This window comes from Halpernia humi, assembly GCF_900108025.1.
Lineage (GTDB): Bacteria > Bacteroidota > Bacteroidia > Flavobacteriales > Weeksellaceae > Halpernia > Halpernia humi.
Window position 1 is genome coordinate 986,506 of sequence record NZ_FNUS01000001.1, and the last position, 26,151, is coordinate 1,012,656.

Consider the following 26,151-nt stretch of genomic DNA (forward strand, 5'->3'; position numbering starts at 1 on the left):
GATAAAATTTAGAAAAAATATCTCCGGAATTCTTGTTATTTAAGATGTTTAAAACTTAATTTTTCAGTAAGTCTATTTCTAAAATATTATTGTCTTTTGCGATTTCTTCTTCGGACATCTTTTCCACTTCTTTTCGGAACTTTGCTTGGCTTACCAATTTTCCACTTTCATCTTTGTAATCTGGGATATCGACGGCTAAATTTCCAGCAGGATTTTGGCGGTAATTTTGATAAATTTTTACATATTGTGGATAAGAAATTTTTACGTCTTGATTTCCATTTTTCAGTTTAGGATAAGTGAAATTTTCTTGTCCTTTTCTGATTGCTTTTAACTCAAAAATATGGTATTTTTCAGAATCTTCAATTTTAAGAATCAATCCTGGAAGGTTAGAAAATTTATAAGGCCCGTCTTGTATCGGGATTTCTTTTGTAAACCAAGCTACCCATTTTCTTCCAGCAAAATAAGTTGTCGCTTTCTGAACTTTGTAGCCTAAAATTGTCTCAAACTCATTTTTTAATTGCCATTTTAAATCAATTTCTTGGCTTACATCATATTTATCTCGTAGAACTTGCGTTATAAATTCAATGTTTTTAGAATTTATATGTTTTATCACACGATTGCTATTCATTTTCTTTTGCGGTGGCGGTGGCGGAGCAATTCCCACGGCTTTTTGTGATTCAGCGAGATTAATAGAATCCATTTGAAATTTTTCTAAAGAATAAAATTCAGATTTATCTTTATTAATATTAAGAACCATCATTTCAGTTTTAATATTTTGCTTGTTCGTAGAATCTGGGATTGACTTGTATTCGTATAAAAACACTTTGTTTTGGCAAAAAATCACATTTGAAATTAAAACAAAAAGTAAAATTTGAAGCTTTTTCATCTTTAAATTAATAATATTTGCTAAAAGTAGTAATTCCCCAAATTAAAATATCTTAACTTTATCATAAATTAAATTGTTATGAAAAAATCTGTTTTTATTGCCGCAATTCTTGGCTTAAGTTTAATGGCTTGCAAAAAAGAAAACAAAACCAACGCAGAAAATGATGCTCCAAATTTAAATTCATTAAAAATGGATGAAAATAAAAGTTATACTTATCTCGCAACCAATAGCGACCGAGCAAATCTTAGTTTTCAAAACGACGGGGACAATCATACAATCACCATTAAAGCCAATAATATGAAGTATGTTTTGGACAAAAAGGATGCTGATTCTGCCTCGATGGTTTTCGAAAGAAACGGTGTTTCTGCAAAATTGACGAAAGATTCTTTGAATATTATGCAGGGTGACAAAGTGATTCCGCTGGTAAGAACAAATTAAAATATAGTTTATTAACGCTTCATTTCATAATTTCTCGCCACATTTCGCGGTGAAATTTTATGGGAACTGCATTTGCATCTGGTGCTTCCCCAAACCGAACGATAATTAAATTTTCACTCGGAACGACATCCAAAAACTGCCCGTTTTTTCCCAAAGCGGCACATAAATCTTTTGGGGCAAAAGGATCTAAAGATTGTTTAAAACTCTGTGTAAGCCCAGGAAATGTGATGGAAGATTTGCCGTTTAACCACCAAAGATAGCCGTAAGATGGATTAATATTTTGGGAAGATTGCAGCATTTTTGTAAAATAATCGTCCCAATTAAAAATAAATTTGCCTTCAAATTTGCCTTTTTCTAAAATTAGTTTTCCAAAGTTTAAAAAACTTTTTGCATTGCTGAAATAGATATTTGCACCTTTATAATTCACCCATTTCCCATACATTTTTATTTTATTCCCGAGTTCTTGTTGGGTGAATTCATCTAAAGATTTATTGGTCGCTTTTTCTAAAATTTTGTGCAAAAGATAGTAAGCATCAGAATTGTAAAACCAAACTTTTCCTGGTTCGTCTTTATATTTTAAACAATTGGCAGCGTTGCAATTTTTATCAGAAATATAATCTAAGCCCGAATCCATAGACAAAAGATGGATGATTTTGATTTTGTTTTCCTGCGTTTCAGGCATCGCACTCCAATGTTGTCCCAAATATTTTGAAACGGGATCTTGCACATTTAAAAACCCTTTTTGCTGCGCAATTCCAAGTAAAACCGCACACAGAGATTTACTTGCTGAAGCCCAATACCAAGGCGAATACTCATCAAAATCTTTTCGTTTGCTAATGGTTTTTCCAAAATATTTTTCATTAATTATTTTGCCATTTTGATAAATGATGAACGCGCGAGAGTTATGATTGTCTAAAACAGTGTTTAATTCTGAAATTTTTTCTGGTGTAAAATGAATATTTTGCGCTGAACTTATACGAAAGAATATCAAAAAAAATAAGAGTGAATTTAAAACCCGCATAATAGTTTTATTTAATTTAAAAATAAGATAATTTATAACCAGAAAAGTTAAATCAAGAAATTGAAACTAACTTCCACGAAAATAAATTAAATATTTCAGATAAAATATTTTAAATTTCTAACAATTCATCAATATAATTAATAATTCCTAACTTTTTTATTTAATTATTTACTAAATTTGGAATTAAATGGATATTAGTTTCCACCTAAAAACTACAAATTTCTAAATTCTAAATATTTCAACAAGGAAGATTAAAAAGGAAAAAGATAATTTGTAACCTGTTTACCGCACAAACAATGCTATTTATGGATGCTACAAAAGATAAATTTCTTGATGATTTAAAGCGTAAAAATGCGCAATTAGAAAATCTCTTAAAGGAATGCACAGCACAATTACTTGAAAAAAACCGGGAACTTGAAATTGAAACTTCTTTAGAAAAAGTGCGCTCTGTAGCACTTGAACTAAAGAAATCTGATGAATTATTAGATGTTGTAGAAGTGCTTTACCATCAATTATTTTTACTGGGTTTTACTAATATTAGAAATTCTATAATAGACATTCATACCGATGAAATTGGCGGTTTTTTAGATTATGATTATTCCCCAGAAATGGGCAAAACACTTACCCGAATGAACTATAACGACCATCCTGTCCTTAAAAAACAAGTAGAGCAAATAAATGCCTCGAAAGATGGTTTTTTTGAAATTATTCTTGAAGGTGAAGACCTCCAAGAATTAAAAGAATTGCGCATAAAAAACGGCGAAGAAGAAGACCCAAGATTGAACGAAATAAAGCAACTTACCTATAATTTATACTCTTTTGGCGAAGGTGAGATTGGCATTTCAAGTTTTGGTGTTTTAGAAGAAAAACAAAAAATTCTTCTAAAAAGATTTAGAAACGTATTTTCATTTGCCTACAAAAGATACAGTGAATTGAAAGATTCAGAAACGCGGTTTAGAGAAGCGCAAATTGAAGCGGCATTAGAAAAGGTGCGTTCCAAATCTATGGCTATGCAAAAATCCGAGGAATTTGCAGAAACATCAATGGTCGTTTTCACGCAACTTTTACATCTTGGTATAAAACCAACTCGCCTATTTATCGGTATTTTTAAAGATGGTAAAAGTGAAGTTGAAGCCTGGGCAACCAATGAAAATGCTACAAAAATTGGCCGGAAATTTACATTGAACACCAAAGAAAATGAAACTGTACAAAAAATGTATGATGGCTGGAAAGAAGAAAAAATATCCATCAACATTAATATGCAAGGGCAAGAATTGCAAAATTATTTTAATTATATATCTGGTAAAATTAATATTCCACTTAAAAGTGGACTCTCTCAAACGCGTCGCATTCAAACCATTGCTTATTTCAGCCAAGGCGTAATTGGCATGGCTTCAACAGAAGAGCAGCCAGAAGAAAGCATAGAATTATTAGAACGATTTGCAGCGGTTTTTAATTTAACTTACACTCGATTTAATGATTTAAAAATTTCTGAAGCCCAATCTTTAAAAGCCCAAAAAGATTTAGTAAAAATAAAACAAGCCAGAAAACAAGCCGAAGAATCGCTTTTAGAATTACAATCTACGCAAAAGCAACTAATACAATCTGAAAAAATGGCAAGTTTGGGCGAATTAACGGCGGGAATTGCGCACGAAATTCAAAACCCTTTAAACTTTGTGAATAATTTTTCGGAAATCAGTGTAGAATTATTAGAAGAAATGCGAGAAGAAATAGATGCAGGCAATTTCGAAGATGCGAAAGAATTGGCGCAAGATATTATCTCAAATCTAGAAAAAATCACACACCACGGAAAGCGTGCCGATGGGATCGTGAAAGGAATGCTGCAACATTCCAGAAGTAGTTCTGGCATAAAAGAAGCCACAGATTTGAACACCATTTGTGATGAATATCTGCGGCTTTCTTACCACGGCTTGCGCGCAAAAGACAAATCTTTCAACGCTATTTTAAATACTGATTTTGATGACACTATTGGCAAAGTAAATCTAATTCCACAGGACTTTGGAAGGGTGATTTTAAATTTATTAACCAATGCATTTTATGCCGTAAATGAAAGAAAACACTTAAATGAAGAAAATTATAAACCCACAGTTTCTATTGCAACCAAGAAAGAAAAAGATGAAATTATTATCCGCATTAGCGATAATGGAAACGGAATTCCGGAGGAAATAAAAGCAAAAATCTTCCAACCATTTTTTACTACCAAACCTACTGGAAAAGGAACTGGTTTGGGACTATCAATGAGTTACGATATCATAAAAAAAGGACATAATGGCGAACTTAAAGTAGAATCTAAAGAAAATGAAGGGACTATTTTTACGATATTATTACCTGTTTAATTATTATTTAATTTAAAATAAAAAAATTAAAGAAGACCAACATTAAATGATTAAAAAAATTATTTTAAAATCTTTTATTTATATCTGTATTCTTTTGCAGGTAATGGTTTCTTGTAATAGCGACAATTCTCAAAATCCATCCAATAAAACAACTACGGCTGATGCTTTTGCGCCACCAACTATTGTAGAAGCAAAAAAATTCAACGTTAATCTAGTAGATAAATTTCAAGCACCAGAAATTTCGAAATTATCTCAAAAACCTCCAGCAACTGAAATTCCTGCTGGGTATTTTGCTAATATGCAATATTTCAACACAGAAGAAGGACTCGCTCTAGGGACTTTACTTTCGGGTTTTAAAGACAAAACGGGCAATCTTTGGTTCGGAACTTCAGGCAATGGCGTAAGCAAATATGATGGGAAGACTTTCACTAATTTTAATTCAAATTACGGATTAATTCACAATCAAATTACTTGCATCACGCAAGACAGCAAAGGAAATATTTGGTTTGGGACAGAAGGCGGCGTCAGCAAATATGATGGCATAAGTTTCGAAAATTTTACGACAGAGCAAGGGCTTCCTTCTAATGCTATCAACAAAATCGTTGAAGATAAAAATGGAAATATTTGGATCGCAACTTCAATTGGTTTGAGTGAATATTCGCCACCAAAAAAAGGAGAAAAATCGCATCAAAAAACATTCAGAAATTTCACAGAAAAAGATGGTTCCATTGACGAAAACATATACGATCTGATTTTAGATAATGACGGATTTTTATGGTTTTGCGGTTCAAACAGCATCAAAAAATTAGCATTTAATGCAAATAACAAAATTACTTTTACAGATAAAACCCAATTTTTTGATTTAAAAAATAAAGAAATTACCAGTCTCTCTTTAGATAAAAATGGAAATATTTGGGCAGCAGCAAATGGTATTATAAGTAAATATATGCCTGCAAAAAATGGCATTTCTGAATCACATCAACTTTATACGACACGAGATGGACTTCTAAATACGCAATATATTAGCAGTTTCTGCGACAGTGAAGGAAAACTATGGTTCGGTTCTAAAGAAGGTGTTTTAAAATATGACGAAAAAACGAAGCTATTTCAAGAATTTACAGTTGCAGAAGGCTCGCCTGATAATGATGTAAGAAGCATCACAGAAGATAATTCTGGCAGTATTTGGTTTGGGACTTACGGGGGTGGACTTTGCAGATATGATGGCGAAAGTGTGATAAGTTACAGTAATAAACAAGGTCTTCCAGGAAAAGCAGTCTATGCTTCTGCGCAAGATAGTAAGGGCAATTTATGGTTCGCGCCCTCAGACGCAGGAATTGTAAAATTTGATATTAATACCTCTTCGAAACAACAAAAAATATTTACAAATTATACAACTAAACAAGGCCTAAAAAAAGGAGATATTTATGCAGCACTCGCAGATAATAGTGGAAATGTTTGGTTTGGTGGATATAATGGTATTTTTAAAATTAATGAAAACAATATTACTAATTACAGCACGAATCAAGGATTATCAAGCCAAAACATCAATTCTATAAACAAAGACAAAGCAGGAAATTTATGGATTGGTACTTATGATGCTGGTGTGAGTAAATTTAATGGTAAAGCTTTCACCAATTTTTCCACAAATGAGGGATTGGTTCATAAAACCGTTTGGAGTATTTTAGAAGATAGTGATGGAATTATTTGGATTGCAACAAGAGGTGGCCTAAGCAGATACGACCCAAAATTTAAAAATAAAGACGGAAGCGAAGGTTCTTTTATGAATTTTAAAAAAGAACAAGGACTTCCAGACAATAAACTTTCTACAGTGATGCAAGACCGCTTCGGCAATATTGTAATCGGAACTTGGGGTGGTGGTTTATCTGTAATTAAAAAAGAAAGGGCTAAAAAACTATTTTTACCAAGCAATTCAAAATCAAAAGAACCCATTTTCGAAAATTTTTCTTCGTCTAATGGCTTACCAAATGATATTATTTATGGCATTATAGAAGATAAACTCGGCAATCTTGTTGTTGGAACGAGTGAAGGCTTCACCGTTTTTAAAAACGGAATAAAAAACGGTTTTAAAACGATTAAAAATAACGATTTCGAGAATTTCAATACCAAAACAGGCTATCCAATAAAAGACATAAGCAATAACCACAGTATGTTTTGCGATGAAAAAGGGATAATTTGGGCAGGAACTGGCGACAAATTAGTAAGATTTGATTATTCAAAAGTGCATCAAAATAAAAAACCAATTCATGTAGAAATTCAGCAAATTACTATTAATAATGAAAAAATAAGTTGGCGAAGTCTTCATCATCAAAATGCGAATTCTATCTCAAAAAGCGATTTTCCAAATCCAGTTTCCACTTCCATAACCGATGAATTGCTTGTTTTTGGTAGAAAACTTTCTAAAACCGAGAAAGATTCACTTGCACAAAAATTTAAAGATATAAAATTTGATAGCGTTTCGGCATTTAATAATTTGCCAGAAAATTTATCATTACCTTATAAAAACAACAATATTAGTTTTGATTTTAACGGCATCGTCACTACAAGACCTTCGCTTGTAAACTATCAATATAAATTAGAAGGTTATGATAAAGAATGGTCTCCGGCAACACATAAAACCACCGCAAATTTTGGAAATATAAAAGAAGGAAATTACACCTTTCTTGTAAAAGCACAGAATGGCACAAATTCTTGGAGCAAACCCACAGCTTTTCATTTTACAATAAGACCTCCATTACAACGAACTTGGGGCGCCTATTTTATTTATTTTTTATTGGTTCTTGGTGTCATTTACGCCATTGATAAATACCAACGAAACCGCATTCTGATAAAAGAACGCCAACGAAATATGCAAAAAGATTTGGATCATGCTAAAGAAATTGAAACCGCATACATCAATCTAAAAGCCACACAAAACCAACTTGTACATTCAGAAAAAATGGCAAGTTTGGGAGAATTAACGGCGGGCGTTGCACACGAAATACAAAATCCTCTGAATTTTGTGATGAATTTTTCCGAAGTTAGCGCCGATCTCTTGGCAGAAATGCAAGAAGAAATAAAAAAAGGCAACTTTGAAGATGCCGAAGATATTTTTAATGATATAAAACAAAATCTCAATAAAATAAAGCACCACGGCAAACGTGCGGATGATATTGTGAAAGGAATGCTGCAACATTCTAGAAGCAGCACCGGAACAAAACAACCGACCAATTTGAACCAAATATGCGATGAATATTTAAGACTTTCCTACCACGGTTTGCGCGCAAAAGACAAATCCTTCAACGCCACATTGAATTCTGATTTTGATGAAACGATAGGAGAAATCAATCTTAACGCACAAGATTTCGGTAGAGTTATCTTAAATTTGCTTACCAACGCTTTTTACGCCGTAAATGAAAAAAGACAACAAAGTGCAGAAAACTACATGCCAACAGTTTCTATAAGCACAAAAAATGAAAATCAAAAAATATTAATTACGGTAAGCGACAATGGAAATGGAATGCCACAAGAGATTATCGACAAAATTTTTCAACCATTTTTTACCACAAAACCTTCGGGGAAAGGAACTGGTTTGGGACTATCCATCAGTTTTGATATCATCACCAAAGGGCATAATGGGGAACTAAAAGTAGAATCAAAAGAAAATGAAGGAACTAAATTCACTATAATTTTACCTAATTAAAAAAATTATGAAATGAGAATGACCTAAAATAAGTTGCAAAACGCAATGTATGTGTTCGAATGAAATGCGATACTTAACACCAATAAATACCAACAGATGAAAATATTAGTAGTAGATGACGAGATGGACGTAAAAACACTTTTTGAACAGCGATTTCGGAAAGAAATTAAAAAGGCAGAAATAGACTTTCAATTTGCATTTTCTGGTGAAGAAGCCATCACCTTTTTAAAAAACCACCAGCAAGAAGCCGTTTTGATTTTGTCTGATATCAATATGCCTGGGATGAGCGGTTTGACTTTATTAAAACACATAAAAGAACATTTTGAAAAACCGCCACCAATAGTGATGATGATTACTGCCTACGGAGATTCAGAAAATTATATCGAAGCAATGAAACTTGGTGCTGACGATTTTATGACCAAGCCAGTAGATTTTATTAAATTAAAAGAAAAATTAAAACATTTCATGGCATGACAAAAATTTTAGTGGCCGATGATGAAGCCGATTTAGAAACGCTAATCCGTCAAAAATTTAGACAAAAAATTAGAGAAAAAACCTATGTATTTGTTTTTGCTGAAAACGGCCGCGTCGCATTAGAAAAAATTGTTGCAGAAAACGATATCGATATTGTTTTGTGCGACATCAATATGCCCGAAATGGACGGTCTGACACTGCTTTCAAAAATCGGAGAACAACATCCACTAATGAAAACCGTCATGGTTTCTGCTTACGGCGATATGGAAAACATTAGAGTTGCGATGAATTGTGGTGCATTTGATTTCATCACAAAACCCGTTAATTTCGATGATCTAGAAGTAACGATTGAAAAAACAATTGAGCAGGTTTTACAAATAAAAACTACGCTAAAAGCCATTAAAGAAAATAATATTCTGAAAATGTATGTAGATAAAAACGTGTTAAGTTTTATGGAAACACGGGAGTACGAATCATCTTTTACCGCCAATGAAATGATAGAAGCAACAGTGGCTTTTATAGATATTTGTGGCTTCACATCCATCAGCGAAAAAGAATCACCAGATGCGGTAGTGAATTTATTAAACGATTATTTTGATGTGATGGTGAAGGAAATTATCAATCAAAATGGCATTATAGATAAATTTATGGGCGATTGTGTGATGGCTGTTTTCAAAGGTGATTACCATTTAGATAGAGCAATAGATGCAAGTATTGCTATTAAAAATCATATTAATAATTTGCCTAAAAATAATGGCTTCTCGCCTGAAGTTTCTATCGGCATTAACTCGGGTGAAATGATTTCTGGCAATATTGGCTCTGCCACTTTAAAAAGATTAGATTTTACGGTAATTGGCGATGTTGTGAATGTATCGCAACGCCTCCAAAGTGCCGCCAAAAAAGGACAAATTTTAATTCCTGAAGCTTGTTATGAAAAAGTAAAAAGTTCTTTTCAGTGTGAAAAAATTGGATCGATAAATTTAAAGAATAAAAGTGATGACATCGTGATATATGAAGTAATTAGTTAATAAAAATAATTTATGCAATACAAAGAACTCTACCAATTTGTAATACCTGAACTTGAAAATAATTTACCAGATAATCTAATTTATCACAAAGTAGAACACACCAAAACGGTGATTGAAAACGCAGTTTATATTGCTGAAAAAGAAGGTATTTCTGCGGAAGAACTACTGATTTTAAAAACCGCAGCCTTGCTTCACGATATCGGTTTTCTATCCACTTATAGCGGGCATGAAGTTTCGGGCTGCGATTTTGCGCGAAAAAATTTACCAAATTTTAATTATACTCCAGAACAAATTGAAGCCATTTGCGAAATGATTATGGCTACCAAAATACCGCAAAATCCAAAAAATAAATTGAGCGAAATTTTGTGTGATGCCGATGTTTTTTACCTCGGAGGAGATCATTTCGACCACTATTCCGAAAAAATATTTTCAGAATTAAAAATAAATGGGTTTATAAAAAACAAAGTAGAGTTTAATAAAATGCAAATTGATTTCTTAAACGCACACCATTTCTTTACAAAAACAGCAAACGAAGAAAGGAATCAAAATAAACAAGAAAACAAAGCCAAATTGGAAACAACAAACCCAAACAAGAAACCTAAAAAAAATTATTCCAACGAAAATATTCAAGATTTTATTTCCGTTGTTTTTGGAGTCATAATTGCCGCTTTTGCCCTAAAATCTTTTCTCGTTCCCAATCAATTTTTCGATGGCGGCGTTACAGGAATGTCTTTATTAGTGCACGAAGTTTATCATTTTAATTTGGCGATTGTGATTGTGCTTTTAAATTTACCTTTAATCATTATCAGTTATTTCACCGTTGGGAAACGTTTTGCTTATAAAACTTTTATGAGTGTTGTTTTTCTAGGGCTTTGTCTCTGGCAAATTCCATCGGTTGATATTACAAACGATAAATTAATCGTCTCTATTTTTGGCGGTGCATTTTTGGGAATCGGCGTAGGTTTAGTAATGCGCGCCGGAGCGGCTTTAGATGGCATTGAAGTTTTAGCATTATATACTTTGAAAAAAACTTCATTCACAATTACTGAAATTATTTTGGGTATTAATATTATTATTTTTGGCATCGCTGCTTTAAAATTTGGCGTCGAAACTTCCTTATATTCGGTTCTCACCTATTTTGCAGCGACAAGAACTATTGATTATGTAGTTGAAGGAATCCAAGCATTTACGGGCGTTACCATTATTTCTGCTAAAAGCGAAGAAATTAAAAACCAATTGGTGAATAGATTGGGACGCGGAATTACCATTTACAAAGGCGAGCGCGGCTTTCTTCCCGGAAAATTTGATGTGAGTTCAGATTGTGATATTATTTACACCGTTATTACGCGTTTGGAAATGCGAAGATTAAAAAATCTAATTTATGACATCGATCCGGAAGCTTTTGTTTTTGCGAATACCATAAAAGAAGCGTCTGGCGGAATTATAAAAAGCAGAAAAAAGCATTAAAATTATTTATTGTCAAGATCAAACCTTCAAGGTTTTAAAAACCTTGAAGGTTTAGATTAATAAAAGTTTCATCAAAATATCTTGTTGCTCATCTTTCCCCAACATAAAAATATAATTTCCAAATTCGCTAAAATTATTTCTTTTGTAGAATTTGATGGCTCTTAAATTCTCTGTCCAAACGCCCAGCCAGACATACGCTTTATCTGCATTTTTAGCAATTTCAATGGCTTTCTCTAAAAGAAATTGCCCCACATTTTTGTTTTGATACTCTTTCGAAATATAAAGCCGTTCTATTTGAATCGCGCCGTGATCTTGCAAATGTGATTGCGATTCGCGAAAATTTAGTTTTAAATAACCAATCACTTTCTGCTCAAACACCGCGAAATAAATATCAGAATTTTGGTCATTCAGTTCTAAAATTAATTTTTCAGTAGAAAAATTACGGGCTAAATAAGTTTGCATATCTTCATCTGTATTTTCCGCTGAAAAGGTTTCGAAAAAGGTTTCGGAAGCAATCTTTTGCAATTGTGGAAGATCTGTAAGATTTGCTTTTTCAATGGAAATTTTTAACATTTACTACCTTCTATTTTAATATTTAAAAATAGCTAATATTTTTTCATAAATCGCTAAAAACAAAAAAATCCGTCCCGAAAAATATTTGGGACGGATTTTTATATCTAAAACTTCAGAAAATTATTCTGCAGTTTTTTCTTCTGTTGTATCTGCAGCATCCACTTCTGGTGCATCTACAGTTGGTTCTTCAACTACTGCATCTGTTACAGTTTCTTCAACTTTTGCTTCCACTTTTTCAGATTTAGTATCTAATTTTGCATCTGCAAGTGTTGCCACTTTTTCGGTTGCTTTTGGCGCTGCTGATCTTCTACTTCTTCTAGTAGTTTTCTTTTCAACTTCATTAGGATTGTACATTTCATTGAAATCTACTAATTCTATCATTGCCATATCTGCTGCATCACCAAGTCTGAAGCCAGTTTTGATGATTCTTGTATAACCGCCAGGTCTGTCTGCAATTTTTGGAGCAACAGTTCTGAATAATTCAGTAACCGCTTCTTTGCTTTGAAGATACGAGAAAACTGTACGTCTGTTATGGGTAGAATCTTCTTTGGATTTCGTTAAAATTGGTTCTACAAAAACTCTTAATGCTTTCGCTTTCGCAACTGTGGTGTTAATTCTTTTATGCTCAATAAGTGAACACGCCATATTAGAAAGCATTGCGCTTCTATGAGATGTAGTTCTGCTTAAGTGATTAAATTTTTTACCGTGTCTCATTGTAATTTATTTATCTGCGTCTAATTTATATTTCGCTACATCAAAGCCAAAGTTTAGCCCCTTTGCGTGCACTAATTCTTCTAGTTCTGTCAGAGATTTTTTACCAAAATTTCTGAATTTCATCAAATCAGACTTCGAATAAGAAACAAGTTCTCCTAAAGTTTCTACTTCTGCTGCTTTCAAACAATTTAGCGCTCTTACGGAAAGATCCATATCTGCTAATTTAGATTTTAAAAGTTGGCGTGTGTGAAGTGTTTCTTCGTCATACTGAATGGAGGCTTTCACGGCTTCTGTTTCCAAAGTAATTCTCTCATCGGAAAATAACATGAAATGATAAATTAAAATTTTAGAAGCTTCTGTTAAAGCATTTTGAGGAGAGATGGAACCATCAGTCTCAATATCCAAGATCAGTTTTTCGTAGTCTGTTTTTTGCTCTACACGGTAATTTTCAACAGTGTATTGTACTTTTTTGATAGGTGTGAAGATAGAATCTATTGCAATTGTACCAAGTGGCGCATTTGCAGATTTGTTTTGATCTGAAGGAACGTAACCTCTACCTTTTTCTATATTAAAAGTCATTTCAAAAGTAACTGCTTTTGTAAGATTGCAGATCACTAATTCTGGGTTTAAAACCTCAAAACCGCTTATTGAACTGCTAAAGTCTCCAGCTGTAATTACTTCTTTACCAGAAAGTTTTACAGAAACTTGTTCTGCAGAAGCGTTTTCAGTAGTTGCTTTAAGTCTTAATTGTTTAAGATTTAAAACTATTTCTGTAACATCTTCTATAACACCTTTGATAGTTGAAAATTCGTGCTCTACACCTTCTATTTTGATAGAAGAAATAGCATATCCTTCAAGAGAAGAAAGTAAAACTCTTCTCAAAGCATTACCGATTGTAAGTCCAAAACCAGACTCTAATGGTCTGAATTCGAACTGTCCTTTAAAATCATCAGATTTTATTAGTATTACTTTATCGGGTTTTATGAATGTTAAAATTGCCATATAATTGGGTTGAGCAAAAATTTGATTATTATTTAGAGTAAAGTTCGACGATCAACTGTTCTTTGATATCTTCAGGAATCTGAATTCTTTCAGGTGCTGAAGTAAAAGTACCAGTTTTAGTTTCGTCGTTGAAATGTAACCACTCATAATTAGATTTATAAGCGAGAGAATCTGCGATGATCTCAAGAGATTTTGATTTCTCTCTAACCGCGATTTGATCTCCTGCTTTTACTGTGTAAGAAGGTATGTTTACCAATTCACCATTCACAGTAATGTGACGGTGAGAAACAAGTTGTCTTGCTCCAGCTCTACTTTTAGCAAAACCGAATCTATAAACCACATTATCTAGACGGGATTCACAAAGTTGAAGTAAAACTTCACCTGTGATACCTTTGCTGCTGTGTGCTTTATCAAAAAGGTTAGAAAATTGTCTTTCCAAAATACCATAAGTATATTTCGCTTTTTGCTTTTCCATTAATTGGATTGCGTACTCGGATTTTTTAGCACCTCTTCTTCTGTTCGGGCCGTGTACTCCGGGCGGTTGGTTTTTTCTTTTTTCGAAGCTTTTATCATCTCCGTAGATTGCAGCGCCAAATTTGCGTGCAATTTTTGTTTTTGGTCCAATATATCTTGCCATTGTTTTAGATTTTAGATTCTAGATTTTAGATTTTAGATTTTAATAAATATGCGAAACGCCATTTAAAATTTAAAATTTAAAAATTTAAAATTATAGATTATACTCTTCTTCTTTTTGGTGGTCTACATCCGTTGTGCGGCATTGGCGTAACGTCAATGATTTCGCTCACTTCAATTCCTGAATTGTGAATGGTTCTGATTGCAGATTCTCTACCTGCACCAGGTCCTTTTACAAACACTTTTACTCTACGAAGTCCCAAATCGTGGGCCACTTGTGAGCAATTTTCTGCAGCCATCTGAGCCGCGAAGGGAGTATTCTTTTTAGAACCTCTAAATCCCATTTTACCAGCTGAAGCCCAAGAAATAACTTCTCCTGCTTTATTGGTTAAAGAAATAATGATATTATTGAAGGTCGCTTGGATATGAGCCTCGCCGATTGCTTCAACTTTTACTTTTCTTTTTTTTGTTACTTTAGTCTGTTTTGCCATAATTCTTACCGATTATTTACTTGCTTTTTTCTTGTTAGCAACCGTTTTTCTTTTTCCTTTTCGGGTTCTAGAATTATTTTTAGTTCTTTGTCCTCTTAAAGGTAATCCAAGTCTGTGACGTATTCCTCGTTGGCAACCAATGTCCATCAATCGCTTGATGTTCAGTTGTGTTTCAGAACGCAATTCACCTTCTACTTTGATGTTTTCAGTGATGTAGTTTCTGATTAATGCCAATTCATCGTCATTCCATTCGTTGACTTTCTTGTCTTCGCTGATCCCAGCTTTTTTCAAGATTTCGGCTGCTGTGCTTCTTCCTATTCCGAAGATGTAAGTAAGCCCAATAACGCCTCTTTTGTTTTTTGGTAAATCAATACCGGAGATTCTCGCCATAATTTAGCCTTGTCTTTGTTTAAATTTTGGGTTCTTTTTGTTGATCACGAAAAGCACGCCTTTGCGGCGAACGATTTTGCAATCAGCACTTCTTTTTTTAATAGATGCTCTAACTTTCATTTGTTTTCTTTTAATTTTTTTTAAAAGCTAAATGTAATCTTACGATTTCATTCTTTTTGTTTAATTTTCCAACGGTTAAATGCTCTCATTTTGATAACATCCCCTATCGTTTAAATATTTAAATGACAAACAAAATCCTAGGATTTCATTTTGTTTCCTTTTATAATAGTTTCAGAATAATCTGAAATTAATATCGAAATGTGATTCTGCCTTTAGATAAATCATAAGGAGAAAGTTCTAAGCGAACTTTGTCTCCAGGCAAAAGTTTAATGTAATGCATTCTCATTTTGCCAGAAATATGCGCAATAAGCATGTGCCCATTTTCTAACTCTACGCGAAACTGCGCATTTGAAAGTGCTTCGGTAATTAAACCGTCTTGTTCTATATGTTTCTGTTTAGCCATAAATTAATTGTTCGACGTTCTTGATAATTTAGATTGCATCAAACCGTCATAATGGTGATTTAATAGATAAGTATTAATTTGTTGAACTGTATCTAAAACCACTCCCACCATAATCAAAAGTGAAGTACCGCCAAAAAATAGAGCAAATCCATCTGTTGAAACCAAAGTACCATGCACTAGTGCCGGAAGGATTGCAAAAATAGCTAAAAATATTGAACCGGGCAAGGTAATTTTTGACAAAATATTATCCAAATAATCAGCGGTTTCTTTCCCAGGTCTGACCTTTGGAACTAAGCCTCCATTTCTCTTTAAATCATCTGCCATTTGATTTACAGGAATCGTAATTGCTGTGTAGAAAAATGTAAATACGATGATTAAAAGGGCAAATAAAAGATTATATTGCCAAGAAAAAACATTTTTAAAGCCTGCCAGAAAAGTGTTTGATTCGTCTAAACCGGTTAATAATCCTGGTACAAACATTAATGCTTGTGCAAAAATAATTGGCATTACACCTGCTGCATTTACTTTTAGCGGAATCCATTGTCTCGCGCCTTCCATTAAATTACGATTAACGCCACCTCTTGCTTGCGCGCGACTTACGTATTGAATTGGAATTTTGCGAACCGCTACAGATAATACGATTGCTAATAAAATAACAACTAGCCAAAATAGGACTTCGATTAAAAGTACGATTGCACCAGATCCTCCTGTAGTGGTTTTAGTGGTGAATTCCTGAATAAATGATTCTGGAAGTCTCGCTAAAATTCCGACCATAATCAAGATAGAGATACCATTTCCTATTCCTTTATCTGTAATTTTCTCTCCTAACCACATTGCAAAAACCGAGCCTGCAACGAGGATTACTATACTTGGTAACCAAAACATAACTGAGTTGGGATCTACAAAATAAGCGGATTGAAATTGCTGATAAGGTAAAAATACTTTTGTAATAGAAGTAAGATAAGACGGCGCTTGCACAAGACAAACCCCAATTGTTAACCATCTTGTAATTTGGTTTAATGTATTTCTACCACTTTCGCCATCATTTTGTAATTTCTTTAAGTAAGGTATAGCCATTCCCATAAGCTGCACAATAATAGAGGCAGAAATGTAAGGCATAATTCCCAATGCCATTACAGAAGCACGGCTAAACGCTCCACCCGTAAATGAGGAAAGCAAACCAAGCAGACCTGCGCCTTGTTTGCTACCACCTTGGCTTTGATATTTATCTAAAAGATCACCTACTTCGGCCATATTTATGGCAGGTAAAGAAATAAAAGATGCGAATCTATACACTAAAATTAAAGATAAAGTAAGCAAAATTTTGTCTCTTAATTCCTTAAGACTCCAAATGTTTTTGAGTGTTTGTATAAATTCTTTCATTTGATATTTGTCTGTTTTTTAGGACAAATGTAATCTTTCGATTTCATTTTAAATATTAAAGAGTAACCGCTTTGCCACCAGCTTTAGCAATAGCTTCTTCAGCAGATTTCGTAAATTTGTGTGCAGAAATTGAAATACCAGTTTTCAATTCTCCTCTTCCCATAATTTTCACGATTTCGCTTTTTTTAGCTAATCCGTTTTGTACCAATACATCTTGGTTAATTTCGGTAATATTTTGGGTATCAGCCAATATTTGCAAGGTATCAATATTGATTCCTCGATACTCTTTTCTATTTACATTGGTAAAACCAAATTTTGGTAATCTTCTTTGAATTGGCATTTGTCCACCTTCAAAACCGATTTTTCTAGAGTATCCAGAACGAGATTTCTGCCCTTTATGTCCTTTTGCAGAAGTACCGCCTTTGCCACTTCCTTGGCCACGACCCAATCTCTTGGAGTTGTGTGTTGCGCCTTTTGCAGGTTTAATTGTATTTAAGTTCATTGCTTTTAATGATTTAAAGATTAAAAAATTAAAAGATTAAAAAAATATTTACTAAAATTTTAATCTTTTAATATTCAAATTTTTTATTTATTTAGTAACTTCTAAAAGATGTCCCACTGCGTTTACCATACCCATAATGGCTGGTGAATCGTCGTGCTCTACTACTTGGTGAAGTTTTTTTAAGCCTAATGCTTCAAGCGTTCTTTTTTGAGTTTTGTTTCTCCCAATAGCGCTTCTTACTTGTTTTATTTTAATTTTTGCCATTGTTTTATTATTAACCGTTAAACACTTTATCTAAAGAAACTCCTCTCATTCTTGCAATTTCTTCTGGTTTTCTTACCTCTAATAATGCTTTGAAAGTTGCCTTTACTACATTGTGAGGGTTAGAAGAACCTTTAGATTTTGAAAGTATATCTTTAATACCTGCACTTTCTACTACGACACGTACTACACCACCCGCGATAACACCGGTACCTGCAGACGCTGGTCTTAAGAAAATATTTGCACCGCCATATCTTGCAGATGTTTGGTGAGGTATTGTACTATTAATTACAGGAACTTTTACTAAATTTTTCTTTGCATCATCTACCGCTTTTGAAATAGCTGAAGCTACTTCTTTAGATTTCCCTAAACCAAAACCGATGATACCATCATTATTTCCCACTACCACAATAGCGGAAAAGCCGAAGGCTCTACCACCTTTGGTAACTTTCGTTACTCTGTTTACAGAAACCAAACGATCGGCTAGTTCTAGGCCACCTGGTTTTACTCTTTCTATATTGTCAAATCCTAACATAATTCTTTAATTTTAAAATTTCAAACCACCTTCTCTTGCACCGTCTGCTAAAGCTTTCACTCTACCGTGATACACGAAACCGTTTCTATCAAACACTATATTTTCTATACCAGCGGCTTTTGCTTTTTTAGCAATTTTTTTACCTACAGCGGCAGAAATTTCAATCTTTGTACCTTTAACATCTACACCTTTCTCTCTAGAGGAAGCTGAAGCTAAAGTTTTACCTTCTAAATCATCTACCAATTGAGCGTAGATTTCTTTATTACTTTTATATACAGACAATCTTGGTAATTCAGCAGTTCCGGAGATCTTACCTCTTACTCTATTTTTGATTCTGTTTCTTTTTTGGGTCTTTGTTAATGCCATTTCTTTAAATTTTATGCAGATTTACCGGCTTTTCTTCTTACGATTTCTCCTACGAATCTCACACCTTTTCCTTTGTATGGTTCTGGTTTTCTGAAAGATTTAATCTTTGCAGCAACCATTCCTAAAAGTTGCTTATCATAAGAATTTAAAGTAATGATTGGGTTCTTCCCTTTTTCAGTCAATGTTTCTACTGTTACTTCTTTTGGAAGATCTATTACGATACCATGTGAGAAGCCTAAAGACAAATCTAATCTGTTACCTTGATTAGAGGCTCTATAACCTACACCTACTAATTCTAATTGTTTTGTGAAACCTGTTGCGGTTCCTACAATCATATTATTTATCAACGCTCTATAAAGACCGTGCAATGCTTTGTGTTGTTTAGATTCAGACGGACGGTTCATTGTGATGACACCATCTTTCTGCTCTAAAGTAATACCTTCCGTAAGAGTCTGCGTGAGTTCTCCTTTGGGACCTTTAACTGTTACTACGTCATCTTTTACGCTAACTGTAACACCGGCAGGAATTTCTATAATGGATTTACCAATTCTTGACATTTCTTCCTTTTTTACAATTAATAAACATAGCAAATTACTTCACCACCTACTTTTTCTTTACGAGCAGTTTTATCTGTCATTAACCCTTTTGAGGTTGAGATAATTGCTACTCCAAGACCGTTTAGTACTCTTGGGAGTTCTTCTGAACCTTTGTACTGTCTTAAACCTGGTCTCGAAGCTCTTTGTATAGACTTGATGGCCGGTTTGCTCGTCTGCTTGTCATATTTAAGAGCGATTTTGATAGTCCCTTGAACAGCGTTATCCTCAAACTTATAGTTTAAGATATAACCTTGATCAAATAAGATTTTCGTAATCTCCTTTTTAATATTCGATGCAGGAATTTCTACCACTTTGTGGCCTGCGCTTTGTGCGTTCCTTACTCTAGTTAGGAAATCTGAAATTGGATCTGTTACCATTTTTTGATTTTCTTATTAATATTTATTGTTATTACCAGCTTGCTTTTTTCACACCTGGGATTAGTCCTTTGTTCGCCATTTCTCTAAAAGTTACTCTAGATATACCAAAAGTTCTCATGTAACCTCTTGGTCTTCCTGTAAGTTTACATCTGTTGTGTAATCTTACTGGTGAAGCGTCTTTTGGTAATTTTTGAAGTCCTTCAAAATCACCTGCTTCTTTTAGCGCTTTTCTTTTTTCTGCGTATTTGGCTACTGTAGCCTCTCTTTTGCGCTCACGCGCTTTCATTGATTCTTTTGCCATTTCTTAGTTCTTTTTAAAAGGTAATCCGAAATGAGCAAGTAAAGATTTTGCTTCTTTATCGGTTTTCGCTGATGTTACAAAAGTGATATCCATACCTTGGATTTTCTTTACTTTATCAATTGCTATCTCTGGGAAGATGATTTGCTCTGTGATCCCAAGATTATAGTTTCCTCTACCATCAAAACCATCGGCTTTGATTCCAGAAAAATCTCTGATTCTTGGTAGTGCAGAAGAAGTTAAACGATCTAGAAATTCATACATTTTATCTGATCTTAGTGTAACTCTTGCGCCTACAGGCATTCCTTTTCTTAATTTAAAAGCAGCCTCATCTTTCTTGGAGATAGTACCTACGGCTTTTTGCCCTGTAATCTGTGTCATTTCTTCTACAGCGTAATCTACAATTTTTTTATCGGCCGTTGCTTCACCTAAACCTTGAGAAAGGCAAATTTTAACTAATTTTGGAACTTGCATTACAGATTTGTATCCAAATTCTTCCATCATTGCAGGAACGATTTTTTCTTTATAGTTTAGCTTTGGTCTTGCTATATATTCCATCTTCTTAATTATTATAAAGTGTTACCTGATGATTTTGAGATTCTTACTTTCTTGTCACCTTCTATTTTGTAACCTACTTTTGTTCCTTTTTTAGTTTTGGGATCTAATAGCATTACGTTAGAAATGTGCACTGAAGCTTCTTTTTCTACAATACCGCCTTGTGGGTTTCCCGCAGATGGTTTTGTGTGTCTTTTCACGATGTTTAAACCGGCAACAATTACTCTAGCGTCCTTGTTTTCTTTTCTTATCACTTCTATAACTTCACCTGTTTTACCTTTGATTTCTTTTCTTCCGGTAGTGATGATAACGTTATCTCCTCTTTTGATTTTTAACTTTGTCATTTTTTTAAATTTAAAATTTATAAAACCTCAGGGGCCAATGAAATGATTTTCATATATTCTTTATCTCGCAATTCTCTGGCAACTGGGCCAAAAACGCGAGTTCCTCTCATTTCTCCGGTAGTATTAAGAAGTACACATGCATTATCATCAAATTTGATGTAAGATCCGTCTTTTCTTCTTACCGCTTTTTTGGTGCGGATTACTACTGCTTTAGAAACTTGTCCTTTTTTTGCAGTTCCTGATGGGCTAGATTCTTTGATGGTTACTACCACTTTATCACCTACTGAAGCATATCTTCTTCTTGTTCCACCGAGAACTCTGATTACCAATACTTCTTTTGCACCGGTGTTATCAGCTACTTTTATTCTTGATTCTGTCTGTAACATTATTTAGCTTTTTCAATGATTCTTACTAGTCTCCATCTCTTGCTCTTGCTCAAAGGTCTTGTTTCAGTAATTTCTACTGTATCACCTTCGTTGCATTCGTTATTTTCATCGTGGGCGGTATATTTTTTCGTTTTTAATACGAATTTACCGTACATTGGATGTTTTACTCTAGTGGTCTCACTCACAACAATGGTTTTTTCCATTTTATTGCTGGAAACTACTCCAATTCTTTCTTTTCTTAAATTTCTATCCATGATAAAATGAAATTCTATTGTTGTTTAGTGGTTAATTCCGTTTGAAGTCTTGCGATTGTTCTTCTCAAGTCTTTAATTTGAATAGGATTTTCCAGTGGACTGATGCTGTGCGATAATTTTAATTTATTAAAATCTGCTTTCACTTCAGCCAATTTGTTCTGAATATCCTCTACGCTTAAATTTTTGATGTCAGCTTGTTTCATTTCTAAATTAATTATTGAGGTTTAACGAAATCATTCGCTACTACAAATCTTGTAGTTACAGGAAGTTTTTGAGCAGCAAGACGCAATGCTTCTTTTGCTACGTCATAAGGAACACCTCCTACTTCGAACATTATTTTACCAGGTTTTACTACAGATACCCAATATTCCACAGCACCTTTACCTTTCCCCATACGTACTTCCGCAGGTTTTTTAGTAATTGGCTTGTCTGGAAATATTTTGATCCAAAGTTGACCTTCTCTTTTCATGTATCTTGTTGCAGCAATACGTGCTGCTTCAATTTGTCTTGCAGTAACCCAAGCGCCTTCATTGGCTTTGATACCGAAAGTTCCATAAGCAAGTTGATTTCCTCTTTGGGCAATCCCCTTCATTTTCATCTTATGAACTTTCCGGAACTTGGTTCTTTTTGGTTGTAACATAATTTAAATTTTAGATTTAATTTACTCACGAATTCTTATTTTAATTTTGAGTTCGTGAATGCTTCGCATTTTAGATTTTAGATTTTAAAAAAGTAACGGTCGTTTAAAATGGTTGTCTAAAATTTTGAATTATTTTCTGTCTCTTGATGGTCTTCTTTCTCTACGGTCATTGTCTCTATTTCCTCCAGCAGATGGTCCTTTTTTCTGTTGCCCAACTAATGGTGTGAGATCTCTTTTACCATAAACTTCGCCTTTCATAATCCATACTTTAACCCCCAATTTACCATAGGTAGTGTTGGCTTCAGCAATGTGATAATCGATATCTGCTCTAAATGTAGATAAAGGAATTCTACCTTCTTTAAAGTTTTCAGATCTTGCCATCTCTGCTCCGTTTAATCTACCAGAAATTTGCACTTTAATCCCTTCCGCGCCCATTCTCATAGTACTTGCGATAGACATTTTTACTGCTCTTCTGTAAGAAATACGGTTTTCGATTTGTTTTGCGATACTATCTGCCACTAAAACGGCATCAAGCTCTGGTCTTTTGATTTCAAAAATATTGATTTGAATATCTTTACCAGTTAATTTCTTTAATTCTTCTTTCAGTTTATCTACTTCAGAACCACCTTTCCCAATAATTAGACCCGGTCTTGCGGTAGTAATAGTAACTGTAACAAGTTTTAAAGTTCTTTCTATATAAATTTTAGAAATTCCACCTTTAGACAATCTTGCCTCAAGGTATCTTCTGATTTTATAGTCTTCTGCGATTCTGTCTCCATAATCTTTCCCACCATACCAGTTAGAATCCCATCCTTTGATGATTCCTAATCTATTACCAATTGGATTTGTTTTTTGTCCCATACCTTGATTATTGATTTACTGTTTTATCACCTAAAATTAAGGTAATGTGGTTAGATCTTTTTCTAATTCTATGGCCTCTACCTTGTGGTGCAGGGCGCAATCTTTTCAATTGTCTTGCGCTATCTACCATAATTTCTTTTACGATAAGATTTGCTGCTTCAATATCTTGTCCTTCGTTTTTAGATTGCCAGTTAGCCATTGCAGAAAGCAATACTTTTTCCAATTTAATAGAAGCACCTTTTTTTGAGAATTTTAGAATAGATAAAGCTTTATCTACTTCTACTCCTCGGATGATATCTGCAACTAATCGCATTTTTCTTGGAGAAGAAGGGCAATCATTATATAAGGATTTTGCCACATCTTGATTTGCTATTTTACGTGCTAATGCACTTTCTCTTTTTCTTGATCCCATTATCTGCTTCCTTTATTTTTGTTACCACCATGACCTCTAAAAGATCTTGTAGGTGAGAATTCTCCTAATTTATGACCAACCATATTTTCTGTAACATAAACAGGGATAAAAGATTTCCCGTTGTGCACTGCGAAAGTTTGCCCTACAAAGTCTGGAGATATCATTGATGCTCGAGACCAAGTTTTTATAACTGTCTTTTTATTAGACTCTATATTTGCTGCGACCTTTTTCTCTAATGTATAGTGAATAAATGGTCCTTTTTTAAGTGATCTAGACATAATTATTTTCTTTTAGATAAAATGAAACGGTTAGACGCTTTGTTTTTAGTTCTAGTTTTGAAACCTTTAGAAGGTTGCCCGTTTCTAGATCTTGGGTGTCCACCAGAAGATTTACCTTCACCACCACCCATTGGGTGATCTACAGGGTTCATTACTACTGGTCTTGTTCTTGGTCTTCTACCTAGCCATCTGCTTCTACCTGCTTTACCAGATACTGTAAGTTGATGATCGCCATTGGAAACCGAACCTACCATTGCGATACATTCTACTAAAATCATTCTAGATTCACCAGAAGGCAATTTTACGATAGCATATCTTCCATCTCTGGAAGTAAGTTGTGCGGATGAACCTGCACTTCTCGCCATAATTGCGCCTTGCCCAGGTTTAAGTTCAATACAAGAAATTGTTGTTCCCAAAGGAATATTTTTCAATTTCATTGCGTTCCCCACTTCTGGTTCTACGCTTTCTCCTGAAACTACTTTTTGATCTACTTTAATACCATGTGGAGCGATAATATATCTTTTCTCTCCGTCTGCATATTCTAGCAAAGCAATAAACGCAGTTCTGTTTGGATCATACTCTACAGATTTTACTGTCGCTTCAACATTGAATTTATTTCTTTTGAAGTCGATAATTCTGTATTTCTTTTTGTGTCCACCTCCGGTGTAACGCATGGTCATTTTACCAGTATTGTTACGACCACCTGATTTACTAAGACCAACGGTTAGAGATTTCTCTGGTTTGTTGGTAGTAATTTCCTCAAAGTTGTTTACAACTCTGAATCTCTGTCCCGGGGTGATAGGTTTTAATTTTCTAACAGACATTACAATTGTTATTTATTAATTAGTTGCAAAAATGTCAATAACTTCTCCTCCAGCGAGGGAAACTACTGCTTTTTTCAATTTGTTGGTTTTCCCAACCTGAAGTCCTTTTTTTGTTTGTTTCGCAGTAACTTTCGGCGCATAAATCATAGTTCTTACGTCTGTTACTTTTACTCCGTAGGCTGCTTCTACCGCATTTCTGATTTGGATTTTATTCGCTTTTGGGTTCACCAAAAAAGAATAAGCACCTCTCAAATCTTGCAGATAATTGGCCTTTTCTGAAATAATTGGTTTAATGATAATCGACATGATTTATTTCTTTAAGTTATCTTGAAATTTCTCTATTGCACCTTCCATGAAGATTACTTCACCAGCATGAACGATGTCGTAAGAACTAATTTCGTTATAGTTCATTACTTTCGTTTTAGGCAAATTTCTTGAGGATAAATACACATTTTTATTAGCTTCTGGAAGAATAAACAATGCTTTTTTACCAGTCAACTCAAAAGCGGATAACAACTTAATGAAATCTTTGGTTTTTGGTGCATCGAAAGATAAATCTTCCATTACTCTTATGCTGTTTTCTCTCATTTTTTGGGAGATTACAGATTTTTTTGCTAATCTTTTTAGAGATTTATTTAGTTTGAATCTATAGTCTCTTGGTTTCGGTCCGAATACACGACCACCACCTTTAAAGACAGGAGATTTTATATCACCGTATCTTGCAGATCCGGATCCTTTTTGTTTTTTCAACTTTTTAGTTGATCCAACTATTTCACTTCTTTCTTTAGACTTGTGAGTCCCTTGTCTCTGTGCAGCAAGATATTGCTTCACTTCTAAGTAAACCGCGTGCTGGTTTGGCTCAATACCAAAAATGGCATCATCAAACTCTACTTTTCTTCCGGTTTCTTTTCCTGATGTATTTAAAACTACTAATTCCATTTTCTAACTATTACATAAGAATTTTTTGCTCCCGGAATCGCGCCTTTTACTATTAAAAGGTTTTGCTCTTCGTCTACTTTTAACACTTGAAGATTTTGAACAGTTACTTTTTCACCGCCCATTCTTCCTGCCATTCTCATTCCTTTAAATACTCTTGAAGGATCGGAACCTGCACCGATAGAACCTGGGGCTCTTAATCTGTTGTGCTGCCCGTGAGAGGCTTGCATTACGCCTCCAAAATTGTGTCTTTTCACAACACCTTGGAAACCTTTTCCTTTTGAAGTTCCTGTAACATCTACATATTCACCTTCAGCGAATAAATTTACTTTCACTTCGTCTCCTACTTTTAGCTTGTCAACAAATTCATGATAGAATTCTACTAACTTCGCTTTAGGAGTAGAACCTGCCTTTTTAAAATGGCCGGCTAACGCTTTACCAACGTTCTTTTCACTCTTGTCATCGAAACCAAGTTGGGCCGCTTTGTACCCATCTTTTTCTACGGTTCTGACCTGTAAAACCGAGCAAGGACCTGCCTGGATAACGGTGCACGGCATATTTTTGCCGTTTGCGTCAAACAGAGAAGTCATCCCGATTTTTTTTCCAATAATACCTGACATTATTTATATATATCTATTTATATTCT

Annotated in this window: 37 protein-coding genes; 6 read left to right on the top strand and 31 right to left on the bottom strand. The window is 34.1% G+C overall.

Annotation, left to right across the window (positions count from 1 at the left end; genetic code table 11):
* Positions 1-55: 55 nt before the first annotated feature.
* A complete protein-coding gene (locus C4S29_RS04550) occupies positions 56-886 on the bottom strand; it encodes a GLPGLI family protein (RefSeq protein WP_103912920.1) in 831 nt (276 codons plus the stop codon).
* Between the two features lie 78 nt (positions 887-964).
* On the opposite strand from C4S29_RS04550, the gene C4S29_RS04555 reads away from it, so the two are divergent.
* Positions 965-1,324, top strand: coding sequence for a hypothetical protein (locus C4S29_RS04555; RefSeq protein WP_103912921.1), 360 nt, complete (start codon positions 965-967; stop codon positions 1,322-1,324).
* A gap of 19 nt (positions 1,325-1,343) precedes the next feature.
* Here C4S29_RS04555 and C4S29_RS04560 read toward each other — a convergent pair whose 3' ends face one another.
* The gene (locus C4S29_RS04560) at positions 1,344-2,315 is read right to left on the bottom strand and encodes a serine hydrolase domain-containing protein (RefSeq protein ID WP_159969824.1); all 972 of its coding nucleotides are present in this window, start codon (positions 2,313-2,315) and stop codon (positions 1,344-1,346) included.
* Positions 2,316-2,650: 335 nt separating this feature from the next.
* Between C4S29_RS04560 and C4S29_RS14910 the strand changes: the two genes are divergently transcribed.
* The 5 genes from C4S29_RS14910 (at position 2,651) to C4S29_RS04585 (ending at position 11,371) form a co-directional block, all read left to right on the top strand.
* A complete protein-coding gene (locus C4S29_RS14910; protein ID WP_233740480.1) occupies positions 2,651-4,702 on the top strand; it encodes a sensor histidine kinase in 2,052 nt (683 codons plus the stop codon).
* Between the two features lie 46 nt (positions 4,703-4,748).
* Positions 4,749-8,402, top strand: a complete 3,654-nt coding sequence (locus C4S29_RS04570; RefSeq protein ID WP_103912923.1) for a sensor histidine kinase — start codon at positions 4,749-4,751, stop codon at positions 8,400-8,402.
* Positions 8,403-8,498: 96 nt separating this feature from the next.
* A complete protein-coding gene (locus C4S29_RS04575) occupies positions 8,499-8,876 on the top strand; it encodes a response regulator (RefSeq protein ID WP_103912924.1) in 378 nt (125 codons plus the stop codon).
* A complete protein-coding gene (locus tag C4S29_RS04580; RefSeq protein ID WP_103912925.1) occupies positions 8,873-9,904 on the top strand; it encodes an adenylate/guanylate cyclase domain-containing response regulator in 1,032 nt (343 codons plus the stop codon). Before C4S29_RS04575 ends, C4S29_RS04580 begins: the two co-directional genes overlap by 4 nt.
* Positions 9,905-9,916: 12 nt before the next feature.
* A complete protein-coding gene (locus tag C4S29_RS04585; RefSeq protein ID WP_103912926.1) occupies positions 9,917-11,371 on the top strand; it encodes a YitT family protein in 1,455 nt (484 codons plus the stop codon).
* Between the two features lie 51 nt (positions 11,372-11,422).
* Here C4S29_RS04585 and C4S29_RS04590 read toward each other — a convergent pair whose 3' ends face one another.
* From C4S29_RS04590 to rplC, 29 genes are all read right to left on the bottom strand, one after another.
* Positions 11,423-11,944 carry a GNAT family N-acetyltransferase gene (locus C4S29_RS04590; RefSeq protein ID WP_103912927.1) on the bottom strand — a complete coding sequence of 174 codons (522 nt, stop codon included), beginning with the start codon at positions 11,942-11,944 and terminating at the stop codon, positions 11,423-11,425.
* A gap of 120 nt (positions 11,945-12,064) precedes the next feature.
* A complete protein-coding gene (gene rplQ, locus C4S29_RS04595; RefSeq protein ID WP_103912928.1) occupies positions 12,065-12,658 on the bottom strand; it encodes a 50S ribosomal protein L17 in 594 nt (197 codons plus the stop codon).
* Between the two features lie 6 nt (positions 12,659-12,664).
* On the bottom strand, positions 12,665-13,660 hold the full coding sequence (locus C4S29_RS04600) for a DNA-directed RNA polymerase subunit alpha (RefSeq protein ID WP_103912929.1): 996 nt from the start codon (positions 13,658-13,660) through the stop codon (positions 12,665-12,667).
* 28 nt (positions 13,661-13,688) lie between these two features.
* A complete protein-coding gene (gene rpsD, locus C4S29_RS04605; RefSeq protein ID WP_103912930.1) occupies positions 13,689-14,297 on the bottom strand; it encodes a 30S ribosomal protein S4 in 609 nt (202 codons plus the stop codon).
* Between the two features lie 97 nt (positions 14,298-14,394).
* Complete coding sequence (rpsK, locus tag C4S29_RS04610; protein WP_103912931.1) at positions 14,395-14,784, bottom strand: 30S ribosomal protein S11; 390 nt, start codon at positions 14,782-14,784, stop codon at positions 14,395-14,397.
* 12 nt (positions 14,785-14,796) lie between these two features.
* Entirely contained in the window at positions 14,797-15,174 is a 378-nt protein-coding gene (rpsM, locus tag C4S29_RS04615) for a 30S ribosomal protein S13 (RefSeq protein WP_103912932.1), read from the bottom strand.
* Between the two features lie 3 nt (positions 15,175-15,177).
* Positions 15,178-15,294 (bottom strand): 50S ribosomal protein L36, encoded by a 117-nt coding sequence (gene rpmJ / locus C4S29_RS04620; protein WP_007839480.1) that lies wholly within the window; start codon positions 15,292-15,294, stop codon positions 15,178-15,180.
* 187 nt (positions 15,295-15,481) lie between these two features.
* The gene (gene infA, locus C4S29_RS04625) at positions 15,482-15,697 is read right to left on the bottom strand and encodes a translation initiation factor IF-1 (RefSeq protein ID WP_103912933.1); all 216 of its coding nucleotides are present in this window, start codon (positions 15,695-15,697) and stop codon (positions 15,482-15,484) included.
* Positions 15,698-15,700: 3 nt separating this feature from the next.
* Positions 15,701-17,080, bottom strand: a complete 1,380-nt coding sequence (secY, locus tag C4S29_RS04630) for a preprotein translocase subunit SecY (protein ID WP_103912934.1) — start codon at positions 17,078-17,080, stop codon at positions 15,701-15,703.
* 55 nt (positions 17,081-17,135) lie between these two features.
* Positions 17,136-17,582 (bottom strand): 50S ribosomal protein L15, encoded by a 447-nt coding sequence (gene rplO / locus C4S29_RS04635; protein WP_103912935.1) that lies wholly within the window; start codon positions 17,580-17,582, stop codon positions 17,136-17,138.
* Positions 17,583-17,669: 87 nt separating this feature from the next.
* Entirely contained in the window at positions 17,670-17,846 is a 177-nt protein-coding gene (gene rpmD, locus C4S29_RS04640; RefSeq protein ID WP_103912936.1) for a 50S ribosomal protein L30, read from the bottom strand.
* A gap of 10 nt (positions 17,847-17,856) precedes the next feature.
* Entirely contained in the window at positions 17,857-18,378 is a 522-nt protein-coding gene (gene rpsE, locus C4S29_RS04645; RefSeq protein WP_103912937.1) for a 30S ribosomal protein S5, read from the bottom strand.
* Positions 18,379-18,390: 12 nt separating this feature from the next.
* On the bottom strand, positions 18,391-18,744 hold the full coding sequence (rplR, locus tag C4S29_RS04650; protein ID WP_103912938.1) for a 50S ribosomal protein L18: 354 nt from the start codon (positions 18,742-18,744) through the stop codon (positions 18,391-18,393).
* 11 nt (positions 18,745-18,755) lie between these two features.
* On the bottom strand, positions 18,756-19,301 hold the full coding sequence (gene rplF, locus C4S29_RS04655) for a 50S ribosomal protein L6 (protein WP_103912939.1): 546 nt from the start codon (positions 19,299-19,301) through the stop codon (positions 18,756-18,758).
* 17 nt (positions 19,302-19,318) lie between these two features.
* On the bottom strand, positions 19,319-19,717 hold the full coding sequence (gene rpsH, locus C4S29_RS04660; protein WP_103912940.1) for a 30S ribosomal protein S8: 399 nt from the start codon (positions 19,715-19,717) through the stop codon (positions 19,319-19,321).
* A 31-nt stretch (positions 19,718-19,748) separates the two neighbouring features.
* Positions 19,749-20,018, bottom strand: a complete 270-nt coding sequence (gene rpsN / locus C4S29_RS04665) for a 30S ribosomal protein S14 (RefSeq protein WP_103912941.1) — start codon at positions 20,016-20,018, stop codon at positions 19,749-19,751.
* A gap of 3 nt (positions 20,019-20,021) precedes the next feature.
* Positions 20,022-20,573 (bottom strand): 50S ribosomal protein L5, encoded by a 552-nt coding sequence (gene rplE / locus C4S29_RS04670; protein WP_103912942.1) that lies wholly within the window; start codon positions 20,571-20,573, stop codon positions 20,022-20,024.
* 11 nt (positions 20,574-20,584) lie between these two features.
* Positions 20,585-20,914, bottom strand: a complete 330-nt coding sequence (gene rplX / locus C4S29_RS04675) for a 50S ribosomal protein L24 (RefSeq protein WP_103912943.1) — start codon at positions 20,912-20,914, stop codon at positions 20,585-20,587.
* A gap of 17 nt (positions 20,915-20,931) precedes the next feature.
* Entirely contained in the window at positions 20,932-21,300 is a 369-nt protein-coding gene (gene rplN / locus C4S29_RS04680; protein WP_103912944.1) for a 50S ribosomal protein L14, read from the bottom strand.
* Positions 21,300-21,557 carry a 30S ribosomal protein S17 gene (gene rpsQ, locus C4S29_RS04685; RefSeq protein ID WP_090079670.1) on the bottom strand — a complete coding sequence of 86 codons (258 nt, stop codon included), beginning with the start codon at positions 21,555-21,557 and terminating at the stop codon, positions 21,300-21,302. Before rpsQ ends, rplN begins: the two co-directional genes overlap by 1 nt.
* Before the next feature lie 11 nt (positions 21,558-21,568).
* Positions 21,569-21,757 carry a 50S ribosomal protein L29 gene (gene rpmC, locus C4S29_RS04690; protein WP_103912945.1) on the bottom strand — a complete coding sequence of 63 codons (189 nt, stop codon included), beginning with the start codon at positions 21,755-21,757 and terminating at the stop codon, positions 21,569-21,571.
* Between the two features lie 11 nt (positions 21,758-21,768).
* On the bottom strand, positions 21,769-22,194 hold the full coding sequence (rplP, locus tag C4S29_RS04695; RefSeq protein WP_090079672.1) for a 50S ribosomal protein L16: 426 nt from the start codon (positions 22,192-22,194) through the stop codon (positions 21,769-21,771).
* A 129-nt stretch (positions 22,195-22,323) separates the two neighbouring features.
* Positions 22,324-23,055 carry a 30S ribosomal protein S3 gene (rpsC, locus tag C4S29_RS04700; protein ID WP_103912946.1) on the bottom strand — a complete coding sequence of 244 codons (732 nt, stop codon included), beginning with the start codon at positions 23,053-23,055 and terminating at the stop codon, positions 22,324-22,326.
* Between the two features lie 7 nt (positions 23,056-23,062).
* Positions 23,063-23,467 carry a 50S ribosomal protein L22 gene (gene rplV / locus C4S29_RS04705; RefSeq protein ID WP_103912947.1) on the bottom strand — a complete coding sequence of 135 codons (405 nt, stop codon included), beginning with the start codon at positions 23,465-23,467 and terminating at the stop codon, positions 23,063-23,065.
* Complete coding sequence (gene rpsS, locus C4S29_RS04710; RefSeq protein ID WP_103912948.1) at positions 23,467-23,745, bottom strand: 30S ribosomal protein S19; 279 nt, start codon at positions 23,743-23,745, stop codon at positions 23,467-23,469. The genes rplV and rpsS overlap by 1 nt, the downstream gene beginning before the upstream one ends.
* Positions 23,746-23,747: 2 nt before the next feature.
* Positions 23,748-24,569 (bottom strand): 50S ribosomal protein L2, encoded by an 822-nt coding sequence (gene rplB / locus C4S29_RS04715; protein WP_103912949.1) that lies wholly within the window; start codon positions 24,567-24,569, stop codon positions 23,748-23,750.
* A 15-nt stretch (positions 24,570-24,584) separates the two neighbouring features.
* Entirely contained in the window at positions 24,585-24,875 is a 291-nt protein-coding gene (gene rplW / locus C4S29_RS04720; protein ID WP_103912950.1) for a 50S ribosomal protein L23, read from the bottom strand.
* A 3-nt stretch (positions 24,876-24,878) separates the two neighbouring features.
* On the bottom strand, positions 24,879-25,508 hold the full coding sequence (rplD, locus tag C4S29_RS04725) for a 50S ribosomal protein L4 (protein ID WP_103912951.1): 630 nt from the start codon (positions 25,506-25,508) through the stop codon (positions 24,879-24,881).
* Positions 25,499-26,125, bottom strand: a complete 627-nt coding sequence (rplC, locus tag C4S29_RS04730) for a 50S ribosomal protein L3 (protein WP_103912952.1) — start codon at positions 26,123-26,125, stop codon at positions 25,499-25,501. The genes rplD and rplC overlap by 10 nt, the downstream gene beginning before the upstream one ends.
* Between the last annotated feature and the right edge of the window lie 26 nt (positions 26,126-26,151).